The sequence below is a fragment of the Nocardia sp. 852002-20019_SCH5090214 genome, from assembly GCF_001665865.1.
Lineage (GTDB): Bacteria > Actinomycetota > Actinomycetes > Mycobacteriales > Mycobacteriaceae > Nocardia > Nocardia nova.
The window spans coordinates 52,723-75,315 of the sequence record NZ_LZMK01000420.1; the positions used below are offsets into that span (position 1 = coordinate 52,723).

Below are 22,593 nucleotides of genomic sequence, written 5' to 3' on the forward strand. Positions count from 1 at the left end.
GGGCTGCAGTGTGCCTCACGCTGAACGTGATTCCGTTCTTCATCAACGGTTACCTGATCTTCGCGCTCGTCCTGCTGTACGCGATCGAATTGATCGCCGCTGCTGTGCTCTGCGCTCGCGGAGGGGGCGCGCGACAGCTTGGCACAGGCATCGCGGTGGCGTTGGTCGGCACTGCCGGCTGCTTTGTGCTGCTCCCCGCACTGGGACGGTTGTCCTGACGGTCATCCGCGTTCTCGATCCGCCAGAAATGTGGGATCCCGGTTACGGCATACGATAACCGCTGACCGCTACCGTTCGTGCTTGTGCCGCAGGCCGTTGCCCAGCGCCACGGCCGCGGCCAGCCACGCCCCGACACTCAGCACCGCAAAGCTGATCACGTAGGCGTGCAGCGACGGCACCCCGGTGTGACCGATGGTGAGAGCGCTCAGGATCGAGGCCGTGATGGCGCCGGCGATACTGCCGCCCGCCGTACGCACCAGTGAGTTGATCCCGCTGGCGATTCCGCTCTCGCTCATCGGAACATGCTGGACGGCAAGGGTTCCCAGCGCCGCATAGCCGATCCCGAAGCCTATGCCCTGCAGCGTATTCGAGATGACCATGTCGTAGCCGTGCGCATTCGACAGCGCCAGCCATCCGGTCGCCGCGCCGGCGAAGGCCGCGCCGATGGCCAGGGTGAAGGCGGGTCCGATGCGCGCGACGATGCGCCCGGTCCGGAAGGAGAAGAAGGTCATCAGCACCGAGCTGGGAATGCCGTAGAGACCCACGGCCAGCACCGAGCCGGACAGACCGTAGCCGACCTTGTCGGCGGGGGTCTGCACGAAATTCGAGATCAGGGTGAAGGAGCCGAACATCGCGAAGCCCAGCAGCGCAGACGCCATATTGGCCGACAGCGAGCGCGGACCGACCAGCAGGGGCAAGCGCACCAGCGGCTGCGCGACCTTGCGCTCCACCAGCACCCACACCACCGCCAGCACGGCGGCCGCGGCGAACAGCCCGATCACGCTGGTCTCTCCCCAGCCCCAGCGCGGTCCCTCGCTGATGGCCAGCAGCAGGCACACCAGCAGACCGGCGAGCAGGACCGCGCCGAGATAGTCCGGCTGCCCGCCGTGGCGCTGCCCGACATCCTTGGCGCTCACCCCGACCAGCACTGTGGCGATCACGGCCAGCACCGCGGTCATCCAGAACACCGGATGCGGATTGGTGGTCTTGTCCGCGATGACGCCGGTCACCAGCATGCCGATGGTGCCGCCGACACCCATGGTGCCGCTGATGACGCCGATGGCGGTGGTGAGCCGCTCGCGCGGGAAGGTGTCGCGAATGATGCCGATACCCAGGGGAATCAACGCCGACGACGTGCCCTGCAGCGCCCGGCCGACGATGTAGACCCCCAGCGAAGTCGCCACCGCGCAGACCACCGAACCGGCGATCAGCAGTCCCATACAGAACATCACCATGCGCTTCTTGCCGTACATGTCGCCGAAACGCGAAAGCAGCGGCGTGGCAACGGCTCCGGTGAGTAACGCGGCGGTGAACAACCACGTCACACCCGCGACGTCGGTGTGAAGTTGCCCGATCAGCCTGGGCAGCAACGGAATTACCACGGTCTGCTGCAGCGAGACCACGAGTCCTGCCGCGCACAGCGCCAGCAGCGTGACGACCAGGTGCGCCGGCGCACCGGTTTCGGAATCGGTTCCGGTGGATCGGCCGGTGACGGTCGACGTCATCTGAGTTCCCTATCTTTATACTTACCTAACTTAAGTAAGTTGGGTAGTAGGATAACCCTGTGCCGCGTTCCGAAGGAAGTCCCGAATCGGTGGTCGACGCCGACTACATCGTGGAACTCGAGCGCGCCCTGACCCGGATCGCGCACCTGCTCACCCGGGCCAGACGGCACGATCGCACCGTGGCCGCGGCCGGGGTGAATCTCGACCGCGCGAACGTGCCGCTGCTGCGGATGCTCGCCGACGCCGCGGAGCCCATGCGCATGGGTGAGCTCGCGGCCTGCCTGGATGTGGAGGCGCCGCATGTCACGCGTCAGATCCAGCGCCTGGAACGGGCCGGCTACGTCGATCGGGTGACCGATCCGGAGGACCGCCGGGCACAGCGGGTGCGCATCACCGACGAGGGCCGGGCCACCGTCGACGCTATCCGCGCGGTGAGCCGACGTCATATGCGCGACGCGCTGGCGGACTGGTCGACCGAGGACCTGCGTCAGCTCGCGGCGCTCAACCACCGCATGGTCGACGCGTTTCTCGACAGTGCCGAGCGCACCGACGCCTGGCGGCGATGACCCTCCTCAGCGCTCCTTGCGGTCGATCCGGATCCTGACGTCCGGCCACGGCGGATTCCGTACGACCGCAATCAAGGACAGCGTCGTCGCCACCAAGCCGACGAAGATGCCCAGCAGCGCGATGGCGGTGTCGTCGGTGACGGCATGCCAGCCGGTGTTCCCGTCCTGGATTACGAAGACGCCCAGCGGTCGCGCGCGCCGGAATTTTCCGCCGGGGCGTGTCACCGGGATGACCGTGGCGCCCTCGGGGGTCTGATAGGGCGTCCCGTAGACCGCCGAATCATCGCCCACCGCAGGCAGATCGAATCGCTCCCGAACCGTCATGTCGACCCCTTCCGGCTGTTGTGCGACGCTCCCGGCACCACCGCGCTCTGCGGGCCACTCTAGTCCGCCCCGCGCTGCCGGAAGGCACCGTGCACGCAAGGAAGCGGCCCGCAGCAGATGTGCTGCGGGCCGTTTCGGGTCCGAACCTGCGCCGCCACCGATGCGGTGGTGACGCGCCTCGATCGCTACAGCGCCTTGAGTTCCTCGGTGACGGCTCCGACGGATTTCTTGGCGTCGCCGAACAGCATGGAGGTGTGGTCGGCGTAGAACAGCGGATTGTCGATGCCGGCGAAGCCGGAGTTCATCGACCGCTTCAGCACGATCACGCTCTTGGCCTGATCGACGTTGAGCACCGGCATGCCGTAGATCGGGCTGGAGGAGTCCTCGCGCGCGGCGGGGTTGGTGACGTCGTTGGCGCCGATCACCAAAGCCACGTCGGTGCGCGAGAATTCGCCGTTGATGTCGTCCATTTCCTTGAGCGCGTCGTAGGGGACCTCGGCCTCGGCCAGCAGCACGTTCATGTGGCCGGGCATGCGACCCGCGACCGGGTGGATGGCGTATTTGACCTCGACACCCTTGGCCTCCAGCAGCGAGGCCATCTCCTTCACCGCGTGCTGGGCCTGGGCGACGGCCATACCGTAGCCGGGCACCACGATCACCTGGTTGGCATAGGCCATCTGGATCGCGGCGTCGGCGGCCGAGGTGGCCTTGGCCTGCTTCTGCTCACCGCCACCGGCCGCGGCGGCACCGCCGCCACCACCGAAACCACCCGCGACGATGGCCGGGATGGACCGGTTCATGGCCTTGGCCATGAGGTTGGTCAGGATGGTGCCGGACGCGCCGACGATCATGCCGGCCACGATCATCGCGGTATTGTTCAATGCCAGACCCGCGGCCGCCGCGGACAGACCGGTCAGCGCGTTGAGCAGCGAGATGACCACCGGCATGTCCGCGCCGCCGATCGGCAGCACGACCATCAGACCGAGCACCGCGGCCAGCACCAGCAGCAGCACCATCCACCACCACGGCGCGCCGTCCTTGGTGGCGCCGATACCGATGACCACCGCGGAGGCGATCGCGCCCAGGGCCAGCAGCAGGTTGACCGGCTGCTGCAGTTTCCCGAGCCCGATCGGGCGGCCGGGCAGGATCTCCTGCAGCTTGCCGAACGCGATCAGCGAGCCCCAGAACGAGATCGAACCGATAATCGCCGCGAACAGCGAACCGATGATGATGTGAACGGTGGGCTGCTCGTGCAGCGACGAAAAGCCGTCGCTGTTGAGGAATTCCGACCACGCGATCAACGCGACCGTGCCACCACCGACACCGTTGAACGCCGCCACCAGCTGCGGCATCGCCGTCATCTTGGTGAACTTCGCCGGCGGAACACCCAGCGCCACACCGACAACCAGGCCCGCGATGATGATGATCCAGTTCGAGGTGTCCCGGATGGAGATGAACGTCGCGATCACCGCGATGCCCATACCGACCGCCGCGATCCAGTTACCACGCACCGCGGTCTTCGGACCGGTCAAGCCCATCAGGCCATAAATGAACAGCGAGAACGCGACGATATAAAGGATGTTGACCAGATTGTCCATGAGTCAGCGGCCCGCCTTCTCGGTATTTCCAGGGCGCTCCGCGCCCGACGCAGCGGGCTTCTTGCCCTTGAACATCCCCAGCATCCGGTCGGTCACCACGAAACCACCGACCACGTTCAGCGTTCCGAACACCACCGCGACGAACAGAATGATCTGCGTGATCACCGACGGGTGCTCGACCTTGCCGAGGGTGACCAGCGCACCCAGCACCACGATGCCGTGAATGGCGTTGGTGCCCGACATCAGCGGGGTGTGCAAGGTGTTGGGCACCTTGGAGATCACCGCGAAACCCACGAATCCGGACAGCACCAGAATCGCGATATTGGCCAAAAGCTCGGTATACATCAGCCCTGCTCCTCGGAATCGGCGGGACGGCTCGGCGCACCGGCCACACAGGAATCGGCGAGCACCTGGTCGCCGAAATCGGGCTCGAGCTCGCCGTCTTTCAGCATCAGCTCCAGCAGCGCCGCAATATTCTTCGAGTACAGCTCCGAGGCGTGCTCGGGCATCGTCGCCGGCAGATTCAGCGGCGAGCAGATCGTGACACCGTGCTTGACCACCGTCTTACCGGGCTCGGTCAGCTCGCAGTTGCCGCCGGTCTCCCCCGCCAGGTCGATGATCACACTGCCGGGCTTCATCCCCTCCACCGCCGCGGCGGTCACCAGACGCGGCGCGGGGCGACCCGGCACCAGCGCGGTGGTCACCACCACGTCGAAACCCTTGATGGCATCTTCCAAAGCCTGCTGCTGCTGGGCCTTTTCGTCCTCGGTCAGCTCGCGGGCGTAACCACCCTCGCCGGCCGCATCGATACCCAGATCCAGCCACTGCGCACCCACCGACCGCACCTGGTCGGCCACCTCGGGCCGCACGTCGTATCCGGTGGTGCGCGCACCGAGACGCTTGGCGGTCGCCAGGGCCTGCAGACCCGCGACACCCACACCGAGCACCAGCACCGTCGCCGGCTTCACCGTGCCCGCCGCGGTGGTCAGCATCGGGAAGAAGCGCGTCGACTCCGACGCCGCCAGCAACACCGCCTTGTACCCGGCGACATTGGCCTGCGAGGAGAGCGCGTCCATCACCTGCGCACGCGAGATGCGCGGGATCGCCTCCACGGCGAATGCGCGCACGCCCGCGTTCTGCAGCGCCCCGATCTTGTTGTCGGCGTTGCGCGGAGCGAGGAATCCGATCAGTGTCTGGCCCTCGGACAGTTTGGCGATCTCGGCGTCGTTGGGCGGGGCCACCTTCACCACGACCTCGGCCTGCCACGGATCACCGATCGTCGCGCCCGCGGCCTCGTAGGCTTCGTCCGGAATCAATGCCCCGACACCCGCGCCGGCTTCGACGACGACCTGTACACCCTGCTTCACCAGGCTCGGGATGATCTTCGGCACCAACGCGACGCGTCGTTCGTCGGCATTGGTCTCACGAACCACACCGACACGCGTGCGGTGCGACGCGCGACTGTCGTCGCCGGGCTGCGCGCCCTCGTTCGCGCCCTGCGTTGTCTCCACTGGTCAACTTCCTTACTTGTGACGGCAAGCTGGCCCCCTGATGTCCAGGTGGGCCGCCTGTTGGGTCTGGCCGAGCGGAACTTACTTTTCAGTAAGGTCCGAAATAATTCTCGCAACTGTACCCGGCAGGCCGGTGAGATTAGTTGAGATCAACATCACATCACACCACGGCTTTTCCCTCGATTGCCGCTTCACGCAGCGCAGAAGCGGGCTATGCCGGGTGCGCCTTACGCCGTAATGTCTGCGTGGTGAGTGGCTGTATCTTCTGCCGGATCGTCGCGGGCGACGCGCCGGCGACGCGGATCTACGAGGACGAGCGCGTGTACGCCTTCCTCGACATCCGGCCGATCACCCGGGGACACACCCTGGTGATTCCGAAAAGCCATGCCGCCCACCTCGACGAACTCGACGCCGAACTGGGCGCGGACCTGTTCCGCGTGGGCCATCGCATCGCAAAGGCGTTGCGGCGCAGCGATCTCGGCGCCGACGGCGCGAATCTCGTACTCAACGACGGTAAAGCGGCCTTCCAGACGGTGCATCACGTCCACCTGCACGTGGTGCCGCGCCGCGGTGGTGATCTGTTCACCTTCGCCCGCGGCTTCCTGCTGCGACGGCCGCACGATCCGACGGCCACCGCGGCCGCGCTCCGCACCGGGCTCGACCGGCTCGGCGCGGAACCGGACCGACTCGACCCGACCGACAGGGAGACTCGTTCATGAGCACAGCCTCACTCGACCGCGCCGAACTGACCAGTGCGCTCTCCGGCCAGTGGGATGTGCTGGCGGAACTGACCGCCGGATTGGACGAGGACCGCTGGCGGCTGCCGTCACCGCTGCCGGGGTGGACGATCTTCGATGTGCTCGCCCATGTCGTCGGCACCGAATCGATGCTGCTCGGCGAGTCGCTACCACAGGTGGACCGTGACGTTCACGCCTTCGACCACGTCCGCAACGACACCGGAGCGCTGAACGAGATGTGGCTGGAATCGCTGCGACCGCTGCGCGGCGACGAACTGCTGCGGCGGTTCACAGAGGTGACCGACCGGCGCCGCGCCGCGCTGGCGGCCGTCGACGAGGCCGCCTGGACCGCCGATATCCAGTCCCCGATCGGGGTGGTGCCGTACGGCAGGTTCATGCGGGTGCGGTTGTTCGACTGCTGGATGCATCAACTCGACATCACCGACGCGCTCGGCGGCGATGCGAAAGCCCTGGGTATGGACGAGGGCGGCCGGCGCGCCGAGATCGCACTGGACGAGATCGAACCCTTCCTCGGGCGCGTGGTGGTCAAGCGGGGCGGCGCGCCCGACGGATCCCGCATCACGATCGAGACCACCGGTCCCGTCGCCCGGACCGTCCACATCCGCGTCGACGGGCGCGCGGACGTCGTCGCGACCCTCGATCGTCCGGCCGACACCGTCGTTCGGCTGAGTTCGAGCCTGTTCGCCCGCCTGTGCGGCGGACGCACCGCCGCCGCGGATCATCGCGACGAGATCGAGGTCGACGGCGACCGCGCACTGGGTGAGCGGATCGCCGCGAATCTCGCCTTCACCATCTGACTCGCCGTGCGACTCTTCTTGTCCAGTTACCGATTCGGCGCCCACTACGACCGGTTCGCCGAGCTGGTCGGCGGCCCGGGGCCGATCGCGGTCGTTCCGAACGCCTGCGATGCGTGGCCGTCCGCGTGGTCCGGGGCGGTGACCAGCGATCTGGTTCCCCTGCGGCGCAGCGGTTTTCGGCCCGAGGTGGTCGATCTGCGCGATTACATCGGTCGTCGCGCCGAATTGGAGCGGGTGCTGCGCGGATATCCGGCGCTGTGGGTTCGCGGCGGCAACACCTTCGTCCTGCGGGCCCAGTTCGCCCGCAGCGCGGCCGATCTCGTGCTGCGTGACCTGTTGGCCGAGGACGCGCTGGCCTACACCGGGTACAGCGCGGGCGCCTGCCTGCTCACTCCCGACCTGCACGGCCTGGAGGACGCCGACGATCCGGCCGAGGTGCGGCTCGCCTGTGGTATCGAGCCGCGCTGGGACGGACTGGGACTGGTGGACCGGGCGATCGTCCCGCATGTGGATTCGCCGGCCACCGATCCGGACGGCCACGGCACCCGCCTGGCCGCCCGTTTGCGCGCGGCGGGAACGCCGCACTGGGCGCTGACCGACGACGATGCCGTCGTGGTCGACGGTGCACGCACCGAGGTGCTGACCGCAGCCGGCTGACCCGGCACGGTCCGGCCGCGATCGTGCTCACCCGAGGGTGATACCCGTTCGCTCACACCGTTTTTCGCCCCATTCGTACAGCGCGGTCAACACCGGAACCAGGCTGCGCCCCTCGGCGGTCAGATCGTATTCCACCTGCGGCGGGACGGTATCGAATACGGTCCGGCTGACGAGACCGTCGGCCTCGAGCTCGCGCAGTTGCTGCACCAGCATCTTCTCGCTGGTCGAGGGCATGGCCCGGCGCAGGTGACCGTAGCGCCGCACCCCCTCCTTCAAATGCGCGAGGATCACCGGTTTCCACTTCCCACCGATCAGGTCGACAGTGACCTCGACCGGGCAGTAATACCGCCGCTGCGACATCGCGCTCACCTACTTACCGAAAAGTGCGCTCTTGTAACACTGTAATCGCGGGACTTGCATGGATCTCATGAAAGTTATCGCCTTCGACCGCTTCAAACCCGGGGTCACGCTCGAGACCATCACACCGTATCTGCCCGAGGAGGTCGCGAATGTGTGGCGCCTCTGGAAGGCCGGAATCGTCCGGGAGAACTACGCCCGTGCGGACGAATCGGGTGTGGTGATCGTCTTCGAGGTGGACAGTGTCGCGGAGGCCCGGCGATATGTGGACGATTTCCCGTTGTCCAAGAAGGGCTTTCTGGAATGGACCTACGTTCCGGTGACCGCCCCACTCCCGCTCGAGGCGCTCATGGACGCGTCGGTCGACACGGCCGAACCCTACGATCGGACCAGGTGAGCAGTATATGCGGCATGCATTCGGACTCGACATCGCCCTGACCGTGGCGGACGCGTGCGATCCGGCTCGGACCGCGGTGCTGATCTACGACATGCAGGTCGGCATCGTCGGTCAGATCGCCGCCGGGCAGCAGATCGTCGATGCCTGCGTCCGGCTTCGTGATATGGCTCGAGCCAACGGTTTTCGCGTGTTCTACACCCGGCACATGTCACTGCCGCCGGCCGCGGCCGGGGTGGCGCAGCTGCGGACGGCCATGGCGTGGCAGCGCGTGGACGATCCGAGCCGGGTGCGGTCGATGTTCCCGCAGGGCTCACCGCAGTATCACCTGGTTCCGGAGCTGACCCCCGGCCCGGACGAGGTAGTTTTCGACAAGATCACCATGTCGGCCTTCGCGGGCACACCCCTGGATATCGCCCTGCGTGACCTGCGCATCGATACCGTCGTGATCGCGGGGATCGCCCTCGAGGTCGGTATCGAGCCGACGGTGCGGCATGCCATCGATCTGGGTTATCTGCCGATCACGGTGACCGACGCCTGTGGCGCCGGACATGGCGATGCCGCCGAACGGTCATATGCCGCAATGGCTTTCGCCGGCGGATCGCTGACCACCGACCTGGCCACCCTCGAGACGGAGATCGCCGCGCGGCGTTAGCGGGTGTAAGGCTCAGGATTCCTCGCGCGGCGCCACGATCCGGCGCGCGGCGTCACGCACCCAGTTGCGCAGCTCCGCCGGATCGTCGGGGCCGCCGACGACGAACCGCCGGGATTGCGGGAGCGCCTGCTGATAGTTGATCAGCCCGGTCAGCAGGGTGAGCAGATAGCCGGGCGGCATATCGTCGCGCAGCAGTCCCCGCCGTTGTGCGGCCTCGACCTTCTCGATCTTGTCCCGGTAGCGGCGCGCGCGGGCCTCGCCGGCGGTCACTCGGTCCGGCGCGAGTTCCAACGCCTCCCACATCTGCAACCGGAGGAATTCCGGATGTTCGCGGTGGTAGGCGATATGGGCGTCCACCCAGGCATCGATATCGTCGATATCGGTCGAGACCGCCGCGGCCACATCGAGCATCGCCTTCTCCAGCACCTGTTCGAACAGGTGTTGTTTGTCGCCGAAGTAGGCGTAGATCAGCTGCTTGTTGGCCTTGGCGCTGCGGGCGATGCGATCCACGCGGGCACCGGCGATCCCGTGGGCGGCGAACTCCTCGGTCGCCGCCTCGAAGATGCGGGCCTTGGTGGCCTCGGGATCGCGCGGGGGCATGCCATCGATGCTAACCAACCAATTGGTTGACACGACGTCGCGGGCGCTGGAATAGTTCTAACCAACCGGTTAGTTACATCCCGTGCGGAGACCGATCCGCATCCCGCGGCGCAGCGCGGCGCCGTCGATACTCTCGACCGATTCCGGGGAGTCCGATATGCCCACCCTCGAAACACCCACCGCCCCACCACTTCTGCGTACGCCGCCGGCCGAGCCCGTGCCCTACCCGGCGCGCTGGCGGGTGCTGCCGGTGGTGCTGAGTGCCATGTTCATGGCGATGTTCGACTGGTTCGTCGTCAATGTCGCCGCCTCCTCGCTACAACACGATCTGAACGCCGGCGAAGCGGCGCTGGAACTGATCGTCGGCGGCTACGGCTTCGCCTACGCCTCGGGCCTGATCACGGGCGGCCGGCTCGGCGACCTGTTCGGCCATCGGCGCCTGTTCGTCGTCGGCATGCTGGCCTTCACGGTGGCGTCGCTGCTCTGCGGCCTCGCACCGAATGCTTGGGCGCTGGTCGGCGCGCGCGTCCTGCAGGGCGGCACCGCGGCGCTGATGGTGCCGCAGATGCTGGCACTGATCAACACCCTGTTCCCGCCGCTCGAACGGCCCCGGGCGATGGCCGCGTTCGGCGCCACCATCGGCCTCGGCGCGGTCGCGGGCCAGGTGCTCGGCGGCGTCCTGCTCGACGCCGATCTGTTCGGCTGGGGCTGGCGGACCATTTTCTACATCAACGTGCCGATCGGACTGGTCGCGGCCGCCCTGGCCGCACGCTGGCTGCCCCGCACCGGCAGCACTCGCCGGGCGCGGCTGGATCCCGTTGGCGCCGTGGGCATTTCCGCGGCACTGGCACTGCTGCTGATTCCGATCACACTGGGCCGGCCGGAGGGCTGGCCGCTGTGGACCTGGGTGTCGATGGCGGCCGCGGCGCCGGTACTGCTGGCGACCCTGCGTTACGAGAACCGGCTGGCACGCCGCGGCGGGGAACCGGTCCTCGACACCGCCATGGTTCGCGAACGCGGCTTCAGCCTCGGCCTCGTGATCGCGGGCGGCTATCTGACCTTCTTCGCCGGATTCATGCTCTGCCTGACGCTGATGCTGCAGGGCGGCCTCGGATTGTCGCCGCTGCGTGCGGGTTCGGCGTTCGCGCCGCTGGGACTCTGCTTCGCGGGCAGTTCGCTGTTCCTGGCACCGCGGGTCGCCAACCGGTTCGGCAACCGGGTCATGGTGATCGGAACCTGCACCAGCCTGACCGGCCTGGGAATCACTCTGGCGGTGCTGGCCGGCATGGGCACGCAGGTGAGCGCCCTCGCGTTGATTCCGGGCATGATGGTCGTCGGCCTCGGCAACGGGATGACCATCCCGTCGGTGGTCTCGGCCGTGCTGTCCTCGGGCATCCCCGCACCGCAGGCCGGGATGGCGGCCGGCGTGCTCACCACCGCGCAGCAGTTCGGAAACGCCATCGGCGCAACCGTTCTCGGCGTCATCTTCTTCTCGGCGCTGGGCGCGGCGCACAGCACCGGCAGCTATGTGACCGCCATGGAGATGGCCGCGGTAGCCGGGATCGCGGTCCTCGCCGTGGTGCTCGCCGCCGCGCTGGCGCTACCGCGGCACACCCGCTGATGCGCTCGATGCCCCTGGCTACCCGGCCGGGGGCATCGCCGTGCCGGTTACAGGTACAGGCCGGTGCCGTGTTCGGGGCGTTCGCTCGCCACCGCGTGCAGATCGCGCTCGCGCAGCACCAGGTAGGCCTGACCCTGCACCTCCACCTCGAACTGGTCCTCGGCGCTGAACAGCACACGGTCGCCGACGCCCACGCTGCGCACATGCGAACCCACCCCGCTGACCTCACCCCAGGTCAGCCGCTTCGCCACCTGCGCGGTGGCGGGAATCAGAATGCCGCCGCTGCTGCGTCGTTCGCCCTCCTCCTGGGAGACGCGAACCATGATCCGGTCGTGGAGCATCTGGATCTCTAGCTTGGCATCGGACACCGCGGCAGTGTACTGCGCACGGATCCCGCGCGAGCACGTAGGTTCGGGGTGTGGACATCGCAACACTCGCAGACCGGCTTCCCGACGGCACGGTCGTCACCGATCCCGACATCCTCGCCGGGTACCGCCACGACCGCGCGCTCGATCCACAGGCCGGAATGCCAGCGGCACTGGTCCGGCCGCTGACCACCGAACAGGTCGCGACCGTGGTCGGCTGGGCGCACGAACATCGGGTCCCGCTGGTGCCGCGCGGCGCCGGAACCGGACTGTCCGGCGGCGCGACCGCGCAGGACGGCGCCCTGCTGGTGAGTACCGAGCGCATGCGGGAGATCACGGTCGATCCGGTCACCCGGACCGCCGTCACCCAGCCCGGACTGCTGAACGCCGAGGTCAAACGGGCGGCGGCCGAACACGGACTGTGGTATCCGCCGGATCCGTCATCGTTCGAGATCTGCTCGATCGGCGGCAACGCGGCCACCAACGCCGGCGGGCTGTGCTGCGTGAAATACGGCGTCACCACCGACTACATCCTGGGTATGGAGGTGGTGCTCGCCGACGGCACGGTGGTGCGGCTGGGCGGGCCGCGACTCAAGGATTCCGCCGGGCTGTCGCTGACCAAACTGTTCGTCGGCAGCGAGGGCACCCTCGGCATCATCACCGAGCTGACGCTGCGGTTGCTGCCCGCGCAGCCGCAGCAGAGCACCGTGGTCGCCACGTTTTCCACCCTCACCGCGGCTACCGCGGCGATCGAGGCGATCGCGGCCCGGCTGCGTCCCTCGATGCTGGAATTCATGGACTCGGTGGCGATCAACGCCGTCGAGGACGAGATGCGGATGGGACTCGATCGCGAGGCCGCAGCCATGCTGGTGGCCCGCTCGGACGCTCCCGGCGAATACCGGGCCCGGGAGGCCGCGATCATCGCCGAGGCCTGCGAAAGCGCCGGAGCCGCCGAGGTTTTCCGGACCGAGGACCCCGAGGAGGGCGAAGCGTTCTGCGCCGCACGGCGATTCGCCATCCCCGCGGTGGAACGCAAGGGTCCGCTCCTGCTCGAGGACGTCGGCGTGCCGCTACCGCGCCTGGGCGAGCTGGTCACGGGTATCGCCGAGATCGCCGCGCGGCGGGAGGTGCTGATCTCGGTGATCGCGCACGCCGGTGACGGCAACACCCACCCGCTGATCGTCTACAACCCCGCCGATGCGGACGAGACCGCACGCGCGCATCAGGCCTTCGGCGAGATCATGGACCTGGCCATCGCGCTGGGCGGCACGATCACCGGCGAACACGGCGTCGGCCGGTTGAAGAAGGCGTGGCTACCGGATCAGGTCGGTCCGGAGGTGATGGATCTGACCCGGCGCATCAAGGAAGCCCTGGATCCGCACGGCATCCTCAATCCGGGCGCGGTGCTCTGAACTCGGACCGGCCGGAAAAATCTCGCAAATCGGACAGTCGCCGGCTAGGCTGCGAAATGTCGGACGAGCTGAATCGAGTCTGCGGCAGCTGACCCGCGCGCGGAACAAATCGTGGCGACGACGGAGTTCTACCTGATATGACGACCAGGCTCGAGCACAATACGGCCGCCGGCCGCTACGAGATCTACATCGACGACACTCTCGCCGGCTACGCGGATTACGCCGAGAACAGCGTGGGCGACAAGCCGATTCGCGATCTCAACCACACCCTCACCTTCCCGGAGTTCCGCGGGCGCGGGGTGGCGGCGCAACTGGTGGAATACGCGCTCACCGACTGCCGCGACAACGGCTTCGCCGTCGTGCCGACCTGCTGGTACGTGGAGCAGTACATCGGCGACCATCGCGAATACGCCGATCTGGTCGCCTAGCGGTCCTCCTGCGGCGCCGCGGTCTCCGCGTCAGATGCGGCGCCGCCAGACCAGGAACTGGCGGTCGCCGACCGTCCCCATCGCCTCGATCACGGCGGCGTTGTCGAAGCCCGGTAGTTTCTGCAGGCGGGCCAGGAACTCGGTGTCGGCAGCGGAATGCGGGACCACACAACCGTTCCCGCGCACACCGATCAGTACGAAGAACACGTCGTCGGCGAAGGGACCGTCGGCGGTGGTGATGATGCGCACCTCGGTCAGCTCCAGCCAGGTGACCTCTTCGATTCGCCCGTTGTCCAGGGTGCGGCGGACGAACCTGTCGGTGATCTCCACGCCTGCCATGCATCAATAGTGCGCTGCGAAAGCCGTTGGGACAATTCCGAATTCGCCCGATTGCGATTGAACGAACATTTGAAATTGCATCTGAAAGTACTTCGCAGAGATTTTCGTGGCACTACCGTTCTACCAGCGAAAATTGCCGGTAATTCACTGAATTCGGCGCTTCGATACCGTAACGCGTCCTGACAACTCACCGTGCGCGACGCGCCACGAGGCAGTGCCGCTTCGGTTCGATGTCACAAGCGAACGCGGGCGGCGCCGAGTCGTTCCCCGGCGCCGCGCGCGTCGTCGATCGGGTCTGCGATCAGCGCAGCAGCTGGCGCGACATGACCAGACGCTGAATCTGGTTGGTGCCCTCGTAGATCTGGGTGATCTTGGCATCGCGCATCATCCGCTCCACCGGGAAATCGGTGGTGTAGCCGGCGCCGCCGAACAGCTGCACGGCGTTGGTGGTGACCTCCATCGCCACATCGGAGGCGAAGCACTTGGAGGCGGCGGAGATGAAGCCCAGGTTCTTCTCACCACGCTCGGCGCGTGCGGCGGAGGTGTAGACCATCAGGCGCGCGGCCTCGACCTTCATCGCCATATCGGCGAGCATGAACTGGGTGTTCTGGAAATCGGCGATGGCCTTGCCGAACTGCTTGCGGTCCTTGGTGTAGGCGATCGCGGCGTCCAGCGCACCCTGGGCCAGGCCGACGGCCTGCGCGCCGATGGTGGGCCGGGTGTGGTCGAGGGTCTGCAGCGCGGTCTTGAAACCGGTGCCCTCGGCGCCGATGATCCGGTCACCCGGGATGCGGCAGTTCTCGAAGTACAGCTCGGCGGTCGGCGAACCCTTGATGCCCAGCTTGTGCTCGAGCGGGCCGACCACGAAACCCTCGTCGTCCTTGTGGACCATGAACGCGGAGATGCCGTTGGCGCCCTTCTCCGGATCGGTCACCGCCATGACGGTGTACCAGGTGGACTGACCGCCGTTGGTGATCCAGCACTTGGAGCCGTTGATCACCCAGTCGTCACCGTCGCGCTTGGCGCGGGTGCGCATGGAGGCGGCGTCCGAACCGGCCTCGCGCTCGGACAGGCAGTAGGAGGCCATCTTGCCCTCGACGAGGTCGGGCAGCACCTTCTGCTTCAGCTCCTCCGAACCCTGCAGGATCAGGCCCATCGTGCCGAGCTTGTTCACCGCCGGGATCAGCGAGGACGAACCACAGACGCGGGCGACCTCCTCGATGACGATGCAGGTGGCGACCGAGTCGGCGCCCTGGCCGCCGTAGGCCTCGGGGACGTGGACCGCGTTGAAGCCCGCGGCGTTCAGCGCGTCCAGGGCCTCCTGCGGGAACCGGGCGTTGCCGTCGACATCCTTGGCGTGCGGGGCGATCTCCTTCTCGGCCAGGCCGCGAATCGCCGCGCGCAACTCGTCGTGGATGTCGTCCAACTTGAACAGTTCGAAATCGGGGTTGCCCGCCATGGGTTCACTCCTGGTCGTGGGGTTTCGATTCGCCTGGTCCGCGAATCCCGGCACTACACTGGCGCACCTCGGCACTCAGTGCCAGTCGGGTTCGACTATACGCCGTCCGAGGGCGACGACGTGAGGGGATAGCCGGAATCCGGCGTGGCACTCAGTGCCAAATCCTGGATTCGGTGCCCGAATCACAGATTATCGAGGCGGTCGGCCAGGAGGTCGGCGACCTGCCGTGCGGGCATCTCGCGCGGGAAGACCGCGACCACCATCTCACCCGGCTCCGGGGCCGCACCGGGGGGCGCGATCGCCCGGACCGCCGCGCGCAGATCGGCCGCGCTCGCCTCGGACCGACCCCGCACCATGCGGCGCAGCAGATAGTTGTGGGTGGCGGTGACGGCCGCACTGAACTGGATCAGCGCGAGATCGGGCACCTCCGGCAGCCGATCGCGCAGATAGTCGGTGAACAGCCGTTCGTACCGGAAGACGGTCACGATCTCACGGTCGCGCAGTGCCGAGGCCTGCCGGACCACCCGGTACCGGCGCGCGGCCAGTTCCCTGGTCTCGGTGAACCGCTCGAAGATCCCGACCACCGCCTCCCGCACCGCATCCCACGGATCCCCCTGCGCCGCGGCCAGATACGCCTTCGCCCGGGCGAGCTGCTCCTCGTGGTCGGCGAAGACCACATCCTCCTTCGACCGGAACTGCCGAAAGAACGTCCGCCGCGAAATCCCCGCCGCCTCCGCGATCTCGTCCACCGTCGTCGCCTCGTACCCCTGCTCGGCAAACAGCCGCAACGCATGATCGACCACAGCCAGCCGAAACTCCGCGGCGTCGGCAGCACGAACGGGGGTCGAATTGTCGCTGGGCACGTCTAAACGGTAGCGAGATGCCACGGCGACCCCCCAGTGAACCGGTGACCGTTTCGAATATTGCGAATATTGCGTATAGTTCGAACAGGAAGGAGTGGTGACCACGATGGGGATGCAGACAGCCAAACGGACGGAACCCGGCGCCATCGATCCGGAGGTAGCCGCGCGCGCCATGCGTCGGATCAAGGACTACCTCATGCGCCACCCGGACGAACAAACCATCGTCGCTTCCGGTGAGACCGGCCGCGACGCTTTGATACTCCCGCGCGAGGCCGTGAGTCTGCTGGCGTTCATCCTCGCCCAGGCAGCAGAAGGCCGGGGGGTGTCCGTCGTTCCTTCCAATGCGGAACTGACCACACAGCAGGCAGCCGACATGCTGAACGTGTCGCGGCCGTATCTGGTCAACCTCCTCGAATCCGGCGAGATTCCGTTCCGCCTCGTCGGTCGCCACCGCCGAGTCCGGTTCGACGACCTGAAGGCATACCAGCAACGCACCGAAGTCCTCAGCAGGTCCGCAGCCGACGAGCTCGGCGCCCTCGGGCAGGAATTGGGCATCTGACGTGGCATTCGTAGTGCTCTACGACGCCAACGTTCTCTACGGAAATACACTGCGGGACATGATGGTCCGGCTCGCGCGGTCGGGCATAGTGCAGGCGAAATGGTCGGCCCGCATTCTCGACGAAACCTTCGACAACCTGTCCGCCAAACGGCCCGACATCGCACCCGACAAGTTCGTGCGGCTTCGACAGCTGCTCATCAGGGCTGTACCCGACTGCCTGGTCGAGGGCTACGAACCGCTCATCGAGGGCCTGAAACTACCCGACATGGACGACCGCCACGTGCTCGCCGCGGCGACCAAGGCCGGTGTGCGAGTCATCGTCACCGCCAACCTCGACGACTTCCCGAACGAGTACCTCGCACAGTGGCACATCGAGGCGAAAAGCCCCGACGAGTTCATTCTCGACCAGATGTCGCTGGACGATCGCATCGTCTGGGCGTGCACACAGTCGATTGCCGATTCACGGAACAATCCTCCGGAGACCGTCGAAGATGTCCTCGACGCAGTCGAACGCGCGGGCCTCATCGAATCGATCGCCGCCCTGCGTGCGGGTCGGGCCGTGGAATGAATCGGTCCTAACCCAGCAAGCGGGTGCGCAGGGCTTCGTCCTTGTCGAGGACCAGTTTTTCCAGGTCGGCCTGGAACTGTTCCATGCGGGTGCGCAGGTGGGGGTCGGTGGCGGCGAGGATGCGGACGGCGAGCAGGCCCGCGTTGCGGGCGCCGCCGATGGAGACCGTGGCGACGGGGACGCCGGCGGGCATCTGCACGATCGACAGCAGGGAGTCCATGCCGTCGAGGTATTTCAGCGGCACCGGAACGCCGATCACCGGCAGCGGGGTGGCCGAGGCGACCATGCCGGGCAGGTGGGCGGCGCCACCGGCACCGGCGATGATCACCTTGACGCCGCGACCGGCGGCCTCGCGGGCGTAGTCGAGCATGCGCTGCGGCGTGCGATGCGCCGAGACGACACCGACCTCGAAGCGAATCCCGAACTCCGCCAACGCTTCCGCGGCGGCTTCCATCGTGGGCCAGTCGGAATCGCTGCCCATGATCAGGCCGACCTGTGCTCCGTCACTCATGGGGATCCCATCCATCGGTCCACACCGCGTGCGACATCCAGTGCGCCGCCCGTTCGGCCTTCTCCCGCACCTCGGCCACGTCGTCACCGAGGATGTTCACATGCCCGATCTTGCGCTTCGGGCGTTCGCCCTTGCCGTAGAGATGCACCCTCGCCTCCGGCATCCGCGCGAACAGGTGGTGCAGCCGCTCGTCCATCGACATCGCCGGCGCCTCGGCCGCGCCGAGGATGTTCGCCATCACCGTCACCGGCGCCAGCGGCGTGGTGGCACCGAGCGGATAGTCGAGAACCGCGCGCAGATGCTGTTCGAACTGCCCGGTGACGGCACCGTCCATCCCCCAGTGCCCGGAATTGTGCGGGCGCATGGCCAGTTCGTTGACCAGCAGTTCACCGGCGTGGGTTTCGAACAGCTCGACGGCCATCGCACCGGTGACGCCGAGCTCGGCGGCCAGCCGCAGAGCCAGCGATTCGGCCTCGGTCGCGGCCTCGTCCGACAGCTGCGGCGCGGGCGCGATCACCACGGCACACTGGCCCTCGCGCTGCACGGTCTCCACCACCGGCCAGGCCGCGGCCTGCCCGAACGGCGAGCGCGCCACCATCGCGGAGAGCTCACGCTTCAGATCCACCCGCTGCTCGGCGAGCAAGATCACACCGTGCCCGAGCTGGTCTGTGACGATGCGCTCGGCCTCGGCGGCGTCGTCGATCATCCACACGCCGCGCCCGTCGTAGCCGCCGCGCACCGCCTTCAGCACGAACGGACCGTGTTCGGCGAGGAAACCGGTGGCATCCGCGACGTTCTCGACCGCGGTGAACGCCGGGACCGGCACGCCCATCTCGGCCAGTTTGCGCCGCATCGCGAGCTTGTCCTGGGCGTAGACCAGCGCGGCCGGCGGCGGCTGCACGTTCACGCCCTCGGCCACCAGCGCCAGCAGATGTTCGGTCGGCACATGTTCATGATCGAAGGTCATCGCGTGCGTACCGACGGCAACCTTGCGCAGGGCCGCCAGGTCGGTATGCGATCCGAGGACCAGCTCGGGGCTGACCTGGGCCGCCGGATCGTCGGGTCGCTCGGCCAGGACCCGCAGGCACTGCCCCAGCGCCACGGCGGCCTGATGCGTCATTCGCGCCAGCTGCCCGCCGCCGATCATCGCGACGGTCGGCATTCCACCACCTTCGAAACTGCGCGAAACCGGCATCGGTTCACCCTCGGCAACCTCTTGCACCCCGGTGGAGGGGTCCATCGATGGCCCACTACGCTCGCTCACAGCCCACCATGTTGTCATGCGCCCACACGCGGGGATGAGTGCGGGTTGATTGCCCAGCGCGGGACGGACGTAGACTCACCGGGTGCCATTTGTCGACGATGTGGTCAACATCCTCCCCAAAACACTACGGGACCTCGCTATTCGTCATCACGAGCTGATCAAGTTCGCGATTGTCGGAGCGACCACTTTCGTCATCGACAGCGGTATCTTCTACATCCTCAAATTGACGGTTCTCGAGTCGAAACCGATCACTGCCAAGATCATTTCCGGAGTAATCGCGGTCATCGCGTCCTACATCCTGAACCGGGAATGGTCGTTCAAGGGTCGCGGCGGTCGTGAGAAACACCACGAAGCCCTGTTGTTCTTCGTGGTCAGCGCCATCGGTGTGCTGCTGTCGAATCTCCCGCTGTGGGTTTCGCGGTATTTCTTCCATCTGCACGTTCCCGATGTCAGCTTGACCGTGGAGAACATCGCCGACTTCGTCAGCGCCTTCATCATCGGCAACATCCTGCAGATGGTGTTCCGATTCTGGGCGATGAAGCGCTGGGTGTTCCCCGACGAAATCGACGCACTGGTCGAAGAATTCGAAGAACTGTACGAGGAAGAGAAACCGCTCGGCTTCAGCTGAACCCACCGTTCAGCGGGGCTCCCCGATGACGCCGTTACCCGACCGCCCCGCGGTCGGCTTACCGAGGAATACCGCGAACAGCGCCGGACGCCGTCGCTGTAGTTCCAACCGGCCGCCATCGGCTTCGATCAGCGCGCGCGCCAGCGCCAGCCCCACCCCGGTCGATCCGGCGCCGGAGAAGCCGCGGTCGAAGATGTGCGGTGCCAGTTCGTCGCTGACCCCCTCGCCCTCGTCGGCCACCTCGACCGCCACCAGCGGTTCGCGGTCGGGCCCGCCGTAGACGGTGCGCACCGACACCGAGCAGTCTCCGCCGCCGTGCACCAGCGCGTTGTCGACCAGTACGGCCACCGCCTCGCGCAACCGCGGTCCGGTCACCGGCGCGCGCAGGGCCGGATCGCCGGACAGCACGAGTTTGCGGCCGGCCTCGGCGAAGGGATGCCGCCATTCGGCGACAACCCCGCGCAATTCCGCGACCACCGGGACCGGTTCGTGATCGGCGGCGTCCTGGTCGCGGGAATCGCGAACCAACTCGTCGATCGCCTCGGTGAGCCGATCGACCTGCGCCATCGCCTCCTCCGATTCCTGGACGACCGCCGGGTCCGGATGCGCCGACAATTCGTCGAGGCGCAGCCGCACCGCCGTCAAGCGGCTGCGCAACTGATGGGACACGTCGGCGACCAGCGCGTGCTCGCGCTGCAGCCGGCCCGCGATCTCGACCGTGGCCGAATCGAGCACATCCGAGACCCGGTCGAGTTCGGTGATGCCGTGCCGGCGCGGGTCCGGCCGGAAATCGCCCTTCGCCAACCGCGCGGCACGGGCGGCCACATCCCGCAGCGGATCGGCGACCCGCCGCGCGGTCACCACCGCCACCGCGGCGCCCGCGGCCAGCGAGGCCAGCGCCACCAACGCCACCGCGCCCACCGCTTGCCGCTGCATCGAATGCATGGGGGCGGCCGGCACCTCGAGTCGCAGCGAGCCCGACGTGCCCATCGACAGCGATTCCACCACCGGGTTGTCGACCTCCGGCGCCCCGGCGTCCACGCGCAGCGCGGCGTCCTCGGGAGTCGGATAGATGATTGTGAGACGTCCGCCGGACGGAATCAGCGGCCGCACCGAGCGCAGGTCGAGCACGCCGTGGACCAACCCGTCCTCACGCTCCTGGCCGACGATCTCCACCGACATGCGATCCAGGCGGGCCCGCAGATCGCTGCGGGTGATATCGGCCACCCACTGCCAGGCGGTGAACGCCAGGGGGATACCCAGCACCACGGTGGTGAGGGTCAGGGCCGCCAGCATGGACAGCAGAATTCGGCGCCGCATCGGCGATCAATCGGTGTTGAAGCGGAAACCGACACCGCGCACGGTGACGATGCGCCGCTCCGCGACCGGGCCCTCGTCGCCGATCTTGCGGCGCAGCCAGGACATGTGCATGTCGAGGGTTTTGGAGCCGCGCAGATCGGCATCGCCCCACACCTCGCGCAGAATCGTCTCGCGCGGCACGACCTGCCCGGCCCGGTCGATGAGCACCTTGAGCAGTTCGTACTCCTTGTTGGCCAGATTCACTTCGTGGCCGTTGACCAGCACCCGACGTGCGGCGGGTTCGAGCCGCACTCCGCCGATCTCCACCGCCTCGTCGCCGATGCCACTGCGCCGCAACAGGGCTCGCACGCGGGCCAGTAGTTCGGCGAGACGGAACGGTTTACCGACATAGTCGTCGGCGCCGGCGTCCAGACCCACCACGAAATCGACCTCGTCGGTGCGGGCGGTCAGCATCAGCACCGCGAGATCGGCGCCGCGGGCACGGACCTGGCGGCACACCTCCAGGCCGTCCATACCGGGCAGCCCTAGATCGAGGATGAGCAGATCGTGTTCACCCTCCAGCGCCCGGCGCAGCACGGCGGGGCCGAAGCTCTCGACGGTTACCGAATAGCCTTCGCGCCCCAGCGCTCGCGACAGCGGAGCGGCGATGGCCTCATCGTCCTCGGCCAGCAGTACGGCGGTCACAGCACAAGATTACTGGCGAACCGGGCCGATCGGGCGTGCGCCACCGAACCGCGGCCCGCCGCTACCGACGGCCGCCGTAGCGAGGGTCCTGATACTGCTCGTGGCCCGGATCGCCGTGCGGGTTGTCGAAGACCTGGTGGTACAGCAACGAATGCACCTTCTGCACGTTCGGAATGTCGTCGTACTCCAACGGATCACCCGAGGCGGCGTCGATGATCAGGGTGCCCGTGCCGAGCAACCGGTCCGACAACCCGTGGCGGAACTGCACACTGGAGATGCGGTTCATCGGAATGTCGATGCCGGTGTGGGTGAGCACGCCCTCGCGCACCAGCACCCGCCGGTCGGTGATGATGAAATGCGTTGACTTCCAACGGATCACCTGCGACAGGCAACGCCACACGACCAGCAGCGCCCACACCACGACGATCGCGATGAGAACGGCGTTGCGCGTGGTGCCCTCGGTGTTGCGCCAGGCCAGCCCGCTCAGGAATCCGGCCAGCGCCGTGGCGAGGATGAAGGTGAGCGCCGGCAAGAACAACATCTTCCAATGCGGATGACGGTGCAGTAGCAGCTGCTCGTCCGGCGCGAGCAGCTCCTCCGGATAACTCATATGCGAACCCTACCCCCTGAT

General features: G+C 67.2%; 29 protein-coding genes. 13 read left to right on the forward strand and 16 right to left on the reverse strand.

The genetic code is table 11. The features are described 5' to 3' along the window. The first annotated feature begins 8 nt into the window (after positions 1–8). Positions 9–218 carry a hypothetical protein gene (locus A5780_RS35755; RefSeq protein WP_063015959.1) on the forward strand — a complete coding sequence of 70 codons (210 nt, stop codon included), beginning with the start codon at positions 9–11 and terminating at the stop codon, positions 216–218. 69 nt (positions 219–287) lie between these two features. On the opposite strand, the gene A5780_RS35760 is transcribed toward A5780_RS35755, so the two are convergent. Continuing rightward, positions 288–1,724 (reverse strand): MFS transporter, encoded by a 1,437-nt coding sequence (locus tag A5780_RS35760; protein WP_063015958.1) that lies wholly within the window; start codon positions 1,722–1,724, stop codon positions 288–290. A gap of 59 nt (positions 1,725–1,783) precedes the next feature. On the opposite strand from A5780_RS35760, the gene A5780_RS35765 reads away from it, so the two are divergent. Then, positions 1,784–2,290, forward strand: coding sequence for a MarR family winged helix-turn-helix transcriptional regulator (locus A5780_RS35765; RefSeq protein WP_063015957.1), 507 nt, complete (start codon positions 1,784–1,786; stop codon positions 2,288–2,290). A gap of 6 nt (positions 2,291–2,296) precedes the next feature. Here the strand turns inward: A5780_RS35765 and A5780_RS35770 are convergent, their stop codons facing one another. The 4 genes from A5780_RS35770 to A5780_RS35785 all read right to left on the reverse strand — a co-directional run bounded on the left by A5780_RS35770 (position 2,297) and on the right by A5780_RS35785 (position 5,645). Beyond that, on the reverse strand, positions 2,297–2,614 hold the full coding sequence (locus A5780_RS35770; RefSeq protein ID WP_063015956.1) for a hypothetical protein: 318 nt from the start codon (positions 2,612–2,614) through the stop codon (positions 2,297–2,299). Between the two features lie 185 nt (positions 2,615–2,799). Further along, entirely contained in the window at positions 2,800–4,212 is a 1,413-nt protein-coding gene (locus tag A5780_RS35775; protein ID WP_063015955.1) for an NAD(P)(+) transhydrogenase (Re/Si-specific) subunit beta, read from the reverse strand. A 3-nt stretch (positions 4,213–4,215) separates the two neighbouring features. Beyond that, the gene (locus tag A5780_RS35780) at positions 4,216–4,557 is read right to left on the reverse strand and encodes an NAD(P) transhydrogenase subunit alpha (protein ID WP_063011164.1); all 342 of its coding nucleotides are present in this window, start codon (positions 4,555–4,557) and stop codon (positions 4,216–4,218) included. Further along, the gene (locus A5780_RS35785) at positions 4,557–5,645 is read right to left on the reverse strand and encodes a Re/Si-specific NAD(P)(+) transhydrogenase subunit alpha (RefSeq protein WP_064911269.1); all 1,089 of its coding nucleotides are present in this window, start codon (positions 5,643–5,645) and stop codon (positions 4,557–4,559) included. The genes A5780_RS35780 and A5780_RS35785 overlap by 1 nt, the downstream gene beginning before the upstream one ends. A gap of 326 nt (positions 5,646–5,971) precedes the next feature. Between A5780_RS35785 and A5780_RS35790 the strand changes: the two genes are divergently transcribed. From A5780_RS35790 to A5780_RS35800, 3 genes are read left to right on the forward strand one after another with little or no spacing between them, the layout of a single operon-like run. Next, on the forward strand, positions 5,972–6,442 hold the full coding sequence (locus tag A5780_RS35790) for an HIT family protein (RefSeq protein WP_064905684.1): 471 nt from the start codon (positions 5,972–5,974) through the stop codon (positions 6,440–6,442). After that, a complete protein-coding gene (locus tag A5780_RS35795) occupies positions 6,439–7,278 on the forward strand; it encodes a maleylpyruvate isomerase family mycothiol-dependent enzyme (protein WP_063015954.1) in 840 nt (279 codons plus the stop codon). Before A5780_RS35790 ends, A5780_RS35795 begins: the two co-directional genes overlap by 4 nt. A 6-nt stretch (positions 7,279–7,284) precedes the next feature. Beyond that, complete coding sequence (locus A5780_RS35800) at positions 7,285–7,935, forward strand: Type 1 glutamine amidotransferase-like domain-containing protein (RefSeq protein ID WP_063015953.1); 651 nt, start codon at positions 7,285–7,287, stop codon at positions 7,933–7,935. A 27-nt stretch (positions 7,936–7,962) separates the two neighbouring features. On the opposite strand, the gene A5780_RS35805 is transcribed toward A5780_RS35800, so the two are convergent. Continuing rightward, complete coding sequence (locus A5780_RS35805; RefSeq protein ID WP_030513638.1) at positions 7,963–8,295, reverse strand: helix-turn-helix domain-containing protein; 333 nt, start codon at positions 8,293–8,295, stop codon at positions 7,963–7,965. 58 nt (positions 8,296–8,353) lie between these two features. Between A5780_RS35805 and A5780_RS35810 the strand changes: the two genes are divergently transcribed. Continuing rightward, positions 8,354–8,689, forward strand: a complete 336-nt coding sequence (locus A5780_RS35810) for a hypothetical protein (RefSeq protein WP_227462898.1) — start codon at positions 8,354–8,356, stop codon at positions 8,687–8,689. 7 nt (positions 8,690–8,696) lie between these two features. Beyond that, entirely contained in the window at positions 8,697–9,341 is a 645-nt protein-coding gene (locus tag A5780_RS35815; protein ID WP_064911244.1) for a cysteine hydrolase, read from the forward strand. Positions 9,342–9,353: 12 nt separating this feature from the next. On the opposite strand, the gene A5780_RS35820 is transcribed toward A5780_RS35815, so the two are convergent. After that, positions 9,354–9,941, reverse strand: coding sequence for a TetR/AcrR family transcriptional regulator (locus A5780_RS35820; protein ID WP_064911245.1), 588 nt, complete (start codon positions 9,939–9,941; stop codon positions 9,354–9,356). 157 nt (positions 9,942–10,098) lie between these two features. Between A5780_RS35820 and A5780_RS35825 the strand changes: the two genes are divergently transcribed. Continuing rightward, the gene (locus A5780_RS35825; RefSeq protein ID WP_064911270.1) at positions 10,099–11,562 is read left to right on the forward strand and encodes an MFS transporter; all 1,464 of its coding nucleotides are present in this window, start codon (positions 10,099–10,101) and stop codon (positions 11,560–11,562) included. A 47-nt stretch (positions 11,563–11,609) separates the two neighbouring features. Here the strand turns inward: A5780_RS35825 and A5780_RS35830 are convergent, their stop codons facing one another. Beyond that, the gene (locus A5780_RS35830; RefSeq protein ID WP_030513633.1) at positions 11,610–11,930 is read right to left on the reverse strand and encodes a co-chaperone GroES; all 321 of its coding nucleotides are present in this window, start codon (positions 11,928–11,930) and stop codon (positions 11,610–11,612) included. A gap of 50 nt (positions 11,931–11,980) precedes the next feature. Between A5780_RS35830 and A5780_RS35835 the strand changes: the two genes are divergently transcribed. Both A5780_RS35835 and A5780_RS35840 read left to right on the forward strand, forming a co-directional pair. After that, on the forward strand, positions 11,981–13,339 hold the full coding sequence (locus tag A5780_RS35835; RefSeq protein WP_064911246.1) for an FAD-binding oxidoreductase: 1,359 nt from the start codon (positions 11,981–11,983) through the stop codon (positions 13,337–13,339). A gap of 137 nt (positions 13,340–13,476) precedes the next feature. Beyond that, positions 13,477–13,767, forward strand: coding sequence for a GNAT family N-acetyltransferase (locus A5780_RS35840; protein WP_030513630.1), 291 nt, complete (start codon positions 13,477–13,479; stop codon positions 13,765–13,767). Positions 13,768–13,797: 30 nt separating this feature from the next. Here A5780_RS35840 and A5780_RS35845 read toward each other — a convergent pair whose 3' ends face one another. The 3 genes from A5780_RS35845 to A5780_RS35855 form a co-directional block, all read right to left on the reverse strand. Further along, positions 13,798–14,106, reverse strand: a complete 309-nt coding sequence (locus A5780_RS35845; protein ID WP_030513629.1) for a hypothetical protein — start codon at positions 14,104–14,106, stop codon at positions 13,798–13,800. A 301-nt stretch (positions 14,107–14,407) separates the two neighbouring features. Beyond that, positions 14,408–15,565 (reverse strand): acyl-CoA dehydrogenase, encoded by a 1,158-nt coding sequence (locus tag A5780_RS35850; protein WP_063015949.1) that lies wholly within the window; start codon positions 15,563–15,565, stop codon positions 14,408–14,410. A 182-nt stretch (positions 15,566–15,747) separates the two neighbouring features. Next, positions 15,748–16,428: a TetR family transcriptional regulator gene (locus tag A5780_RS35855; protein WP_063015948.1), complete on the reverse strand. Its 681-nt coding sequence runs from the start codon at positions 16,426–16,428 to the stop codon at positions 15,748–15,750. A gap of 106 nt (positions 16,429–16,534) precedes the next feature. Here A5780_RS35855 and A5780_RS35860 point away from each other — a divergent pair, with 106 nt between their 5' ends. Then, positions 16,535–16,987 carry a helix-turn-helix domain-containing protein gene (locus A5780_RS35860; RefSeq protein ID WP_063015971.1) on the forward strand — a complete coding sequence of 151 codons (453 nt, stop codon included), beginning with the start codon at positions 16,535–16,537 and terminating at the stop codon, positions 16,985–16,987. A 1-nt stretch (position 16,988) separates the two neighbouring features. After that, complete coding sequence (locus A5780_RS35865) at positions 16,989–17,555, forward strand: PIN domain-containing protein (protein ID WP_064911247.1); 567 nt, start codon at positions 16,989–16,991, stop codon at positions 17,553–17,555. Between the two features lie 7 nt (positions 17,556–17,562). On the opposite strand, the gene purE is transcribed toward A5780_RS35865, so the two are convergent. Both purE and A5780_RS35875 read right to left on the reverse strand, forming a co-directional pair. Further along, positions 17,563–18,066, reverse strand: coding sequence for a 5-(carboxyamino)imidazole ribonucleotide mutase (gene purE, locus A5780_RS35870; protein WP_064911248.1), 504 nt, complete (start codon positions 18,064–18,066; stop codon positions 17,563–17,565). After that, entirely contained in the window at positions 18,059–19,261 is a 1,203-nt protein-coding gene (locus A5780_RS35875; RefSeq protein WP_063015970.1) for a 5-(carboxyamino)imidazole ribonucleotide synthase, read from the reverse strand. Before A5780_RS35875 ends, purE begins: the two co-directional genes overlap by 8 nt. A 151-nt stretch (positions 19,262–19,412) precedes the next feature. On the opposite strand from A5780_RS35875, the gene A5780_RS35880 reads away from it, so the two are divergent. Then, entirely contained in the window at positions 19,413–19,958 is a 546-nt protein-coding gene (locus A5780_RS35880; RefSeq protein ID WP_063011191.1) for a GtrA family protein, read from the forward strand. A gap of 9 nt (positions 19,959–19,967) precedes the next feature. On the opposite strand, the gene A5780_RS35885 is transcribed toward A5780_RS35880, so the two are convergent. The 3 genes from A5780_RS35885 to A5780_RS35895 form a co-directional block, all read right to left on the reverse strand. Further along, positions 19,968–21,278 carry a HAMP domain-containing sensor histidine kinase gene (locus A5780_RS35885; protein WP_030513616.1) on the reverse strand — a complete coding sequence of 437 codons (1,311 nt, stop codon included), beginning with the start codon at positions 21,276–21,278 and terminating at the stop codon, positions 19,968–19,970. 6 nt (positions 21,279–21,284) lie between these two features. Further along, entirely contained in the window at positions 21,285–21,962 is a 678-nt protein-coding gene (locus A5780_RS35890) for a response regulator transcription factor (RefSeq protein WP_030513615.1), read from the reverse strand. Between the two features lie 61 nt (positions 21,963–22,023). Next, entirely contained in the window at positions 22,024–22,572 is a 549-nt protein-coding gene (locus tag A5780_RS35895; RefSeq protein WP_063015945.1) for a PH domain-containing protein, read from the reverse strand. Positions 22,573–22,593 lie beyond the last annotated feature (21 nt).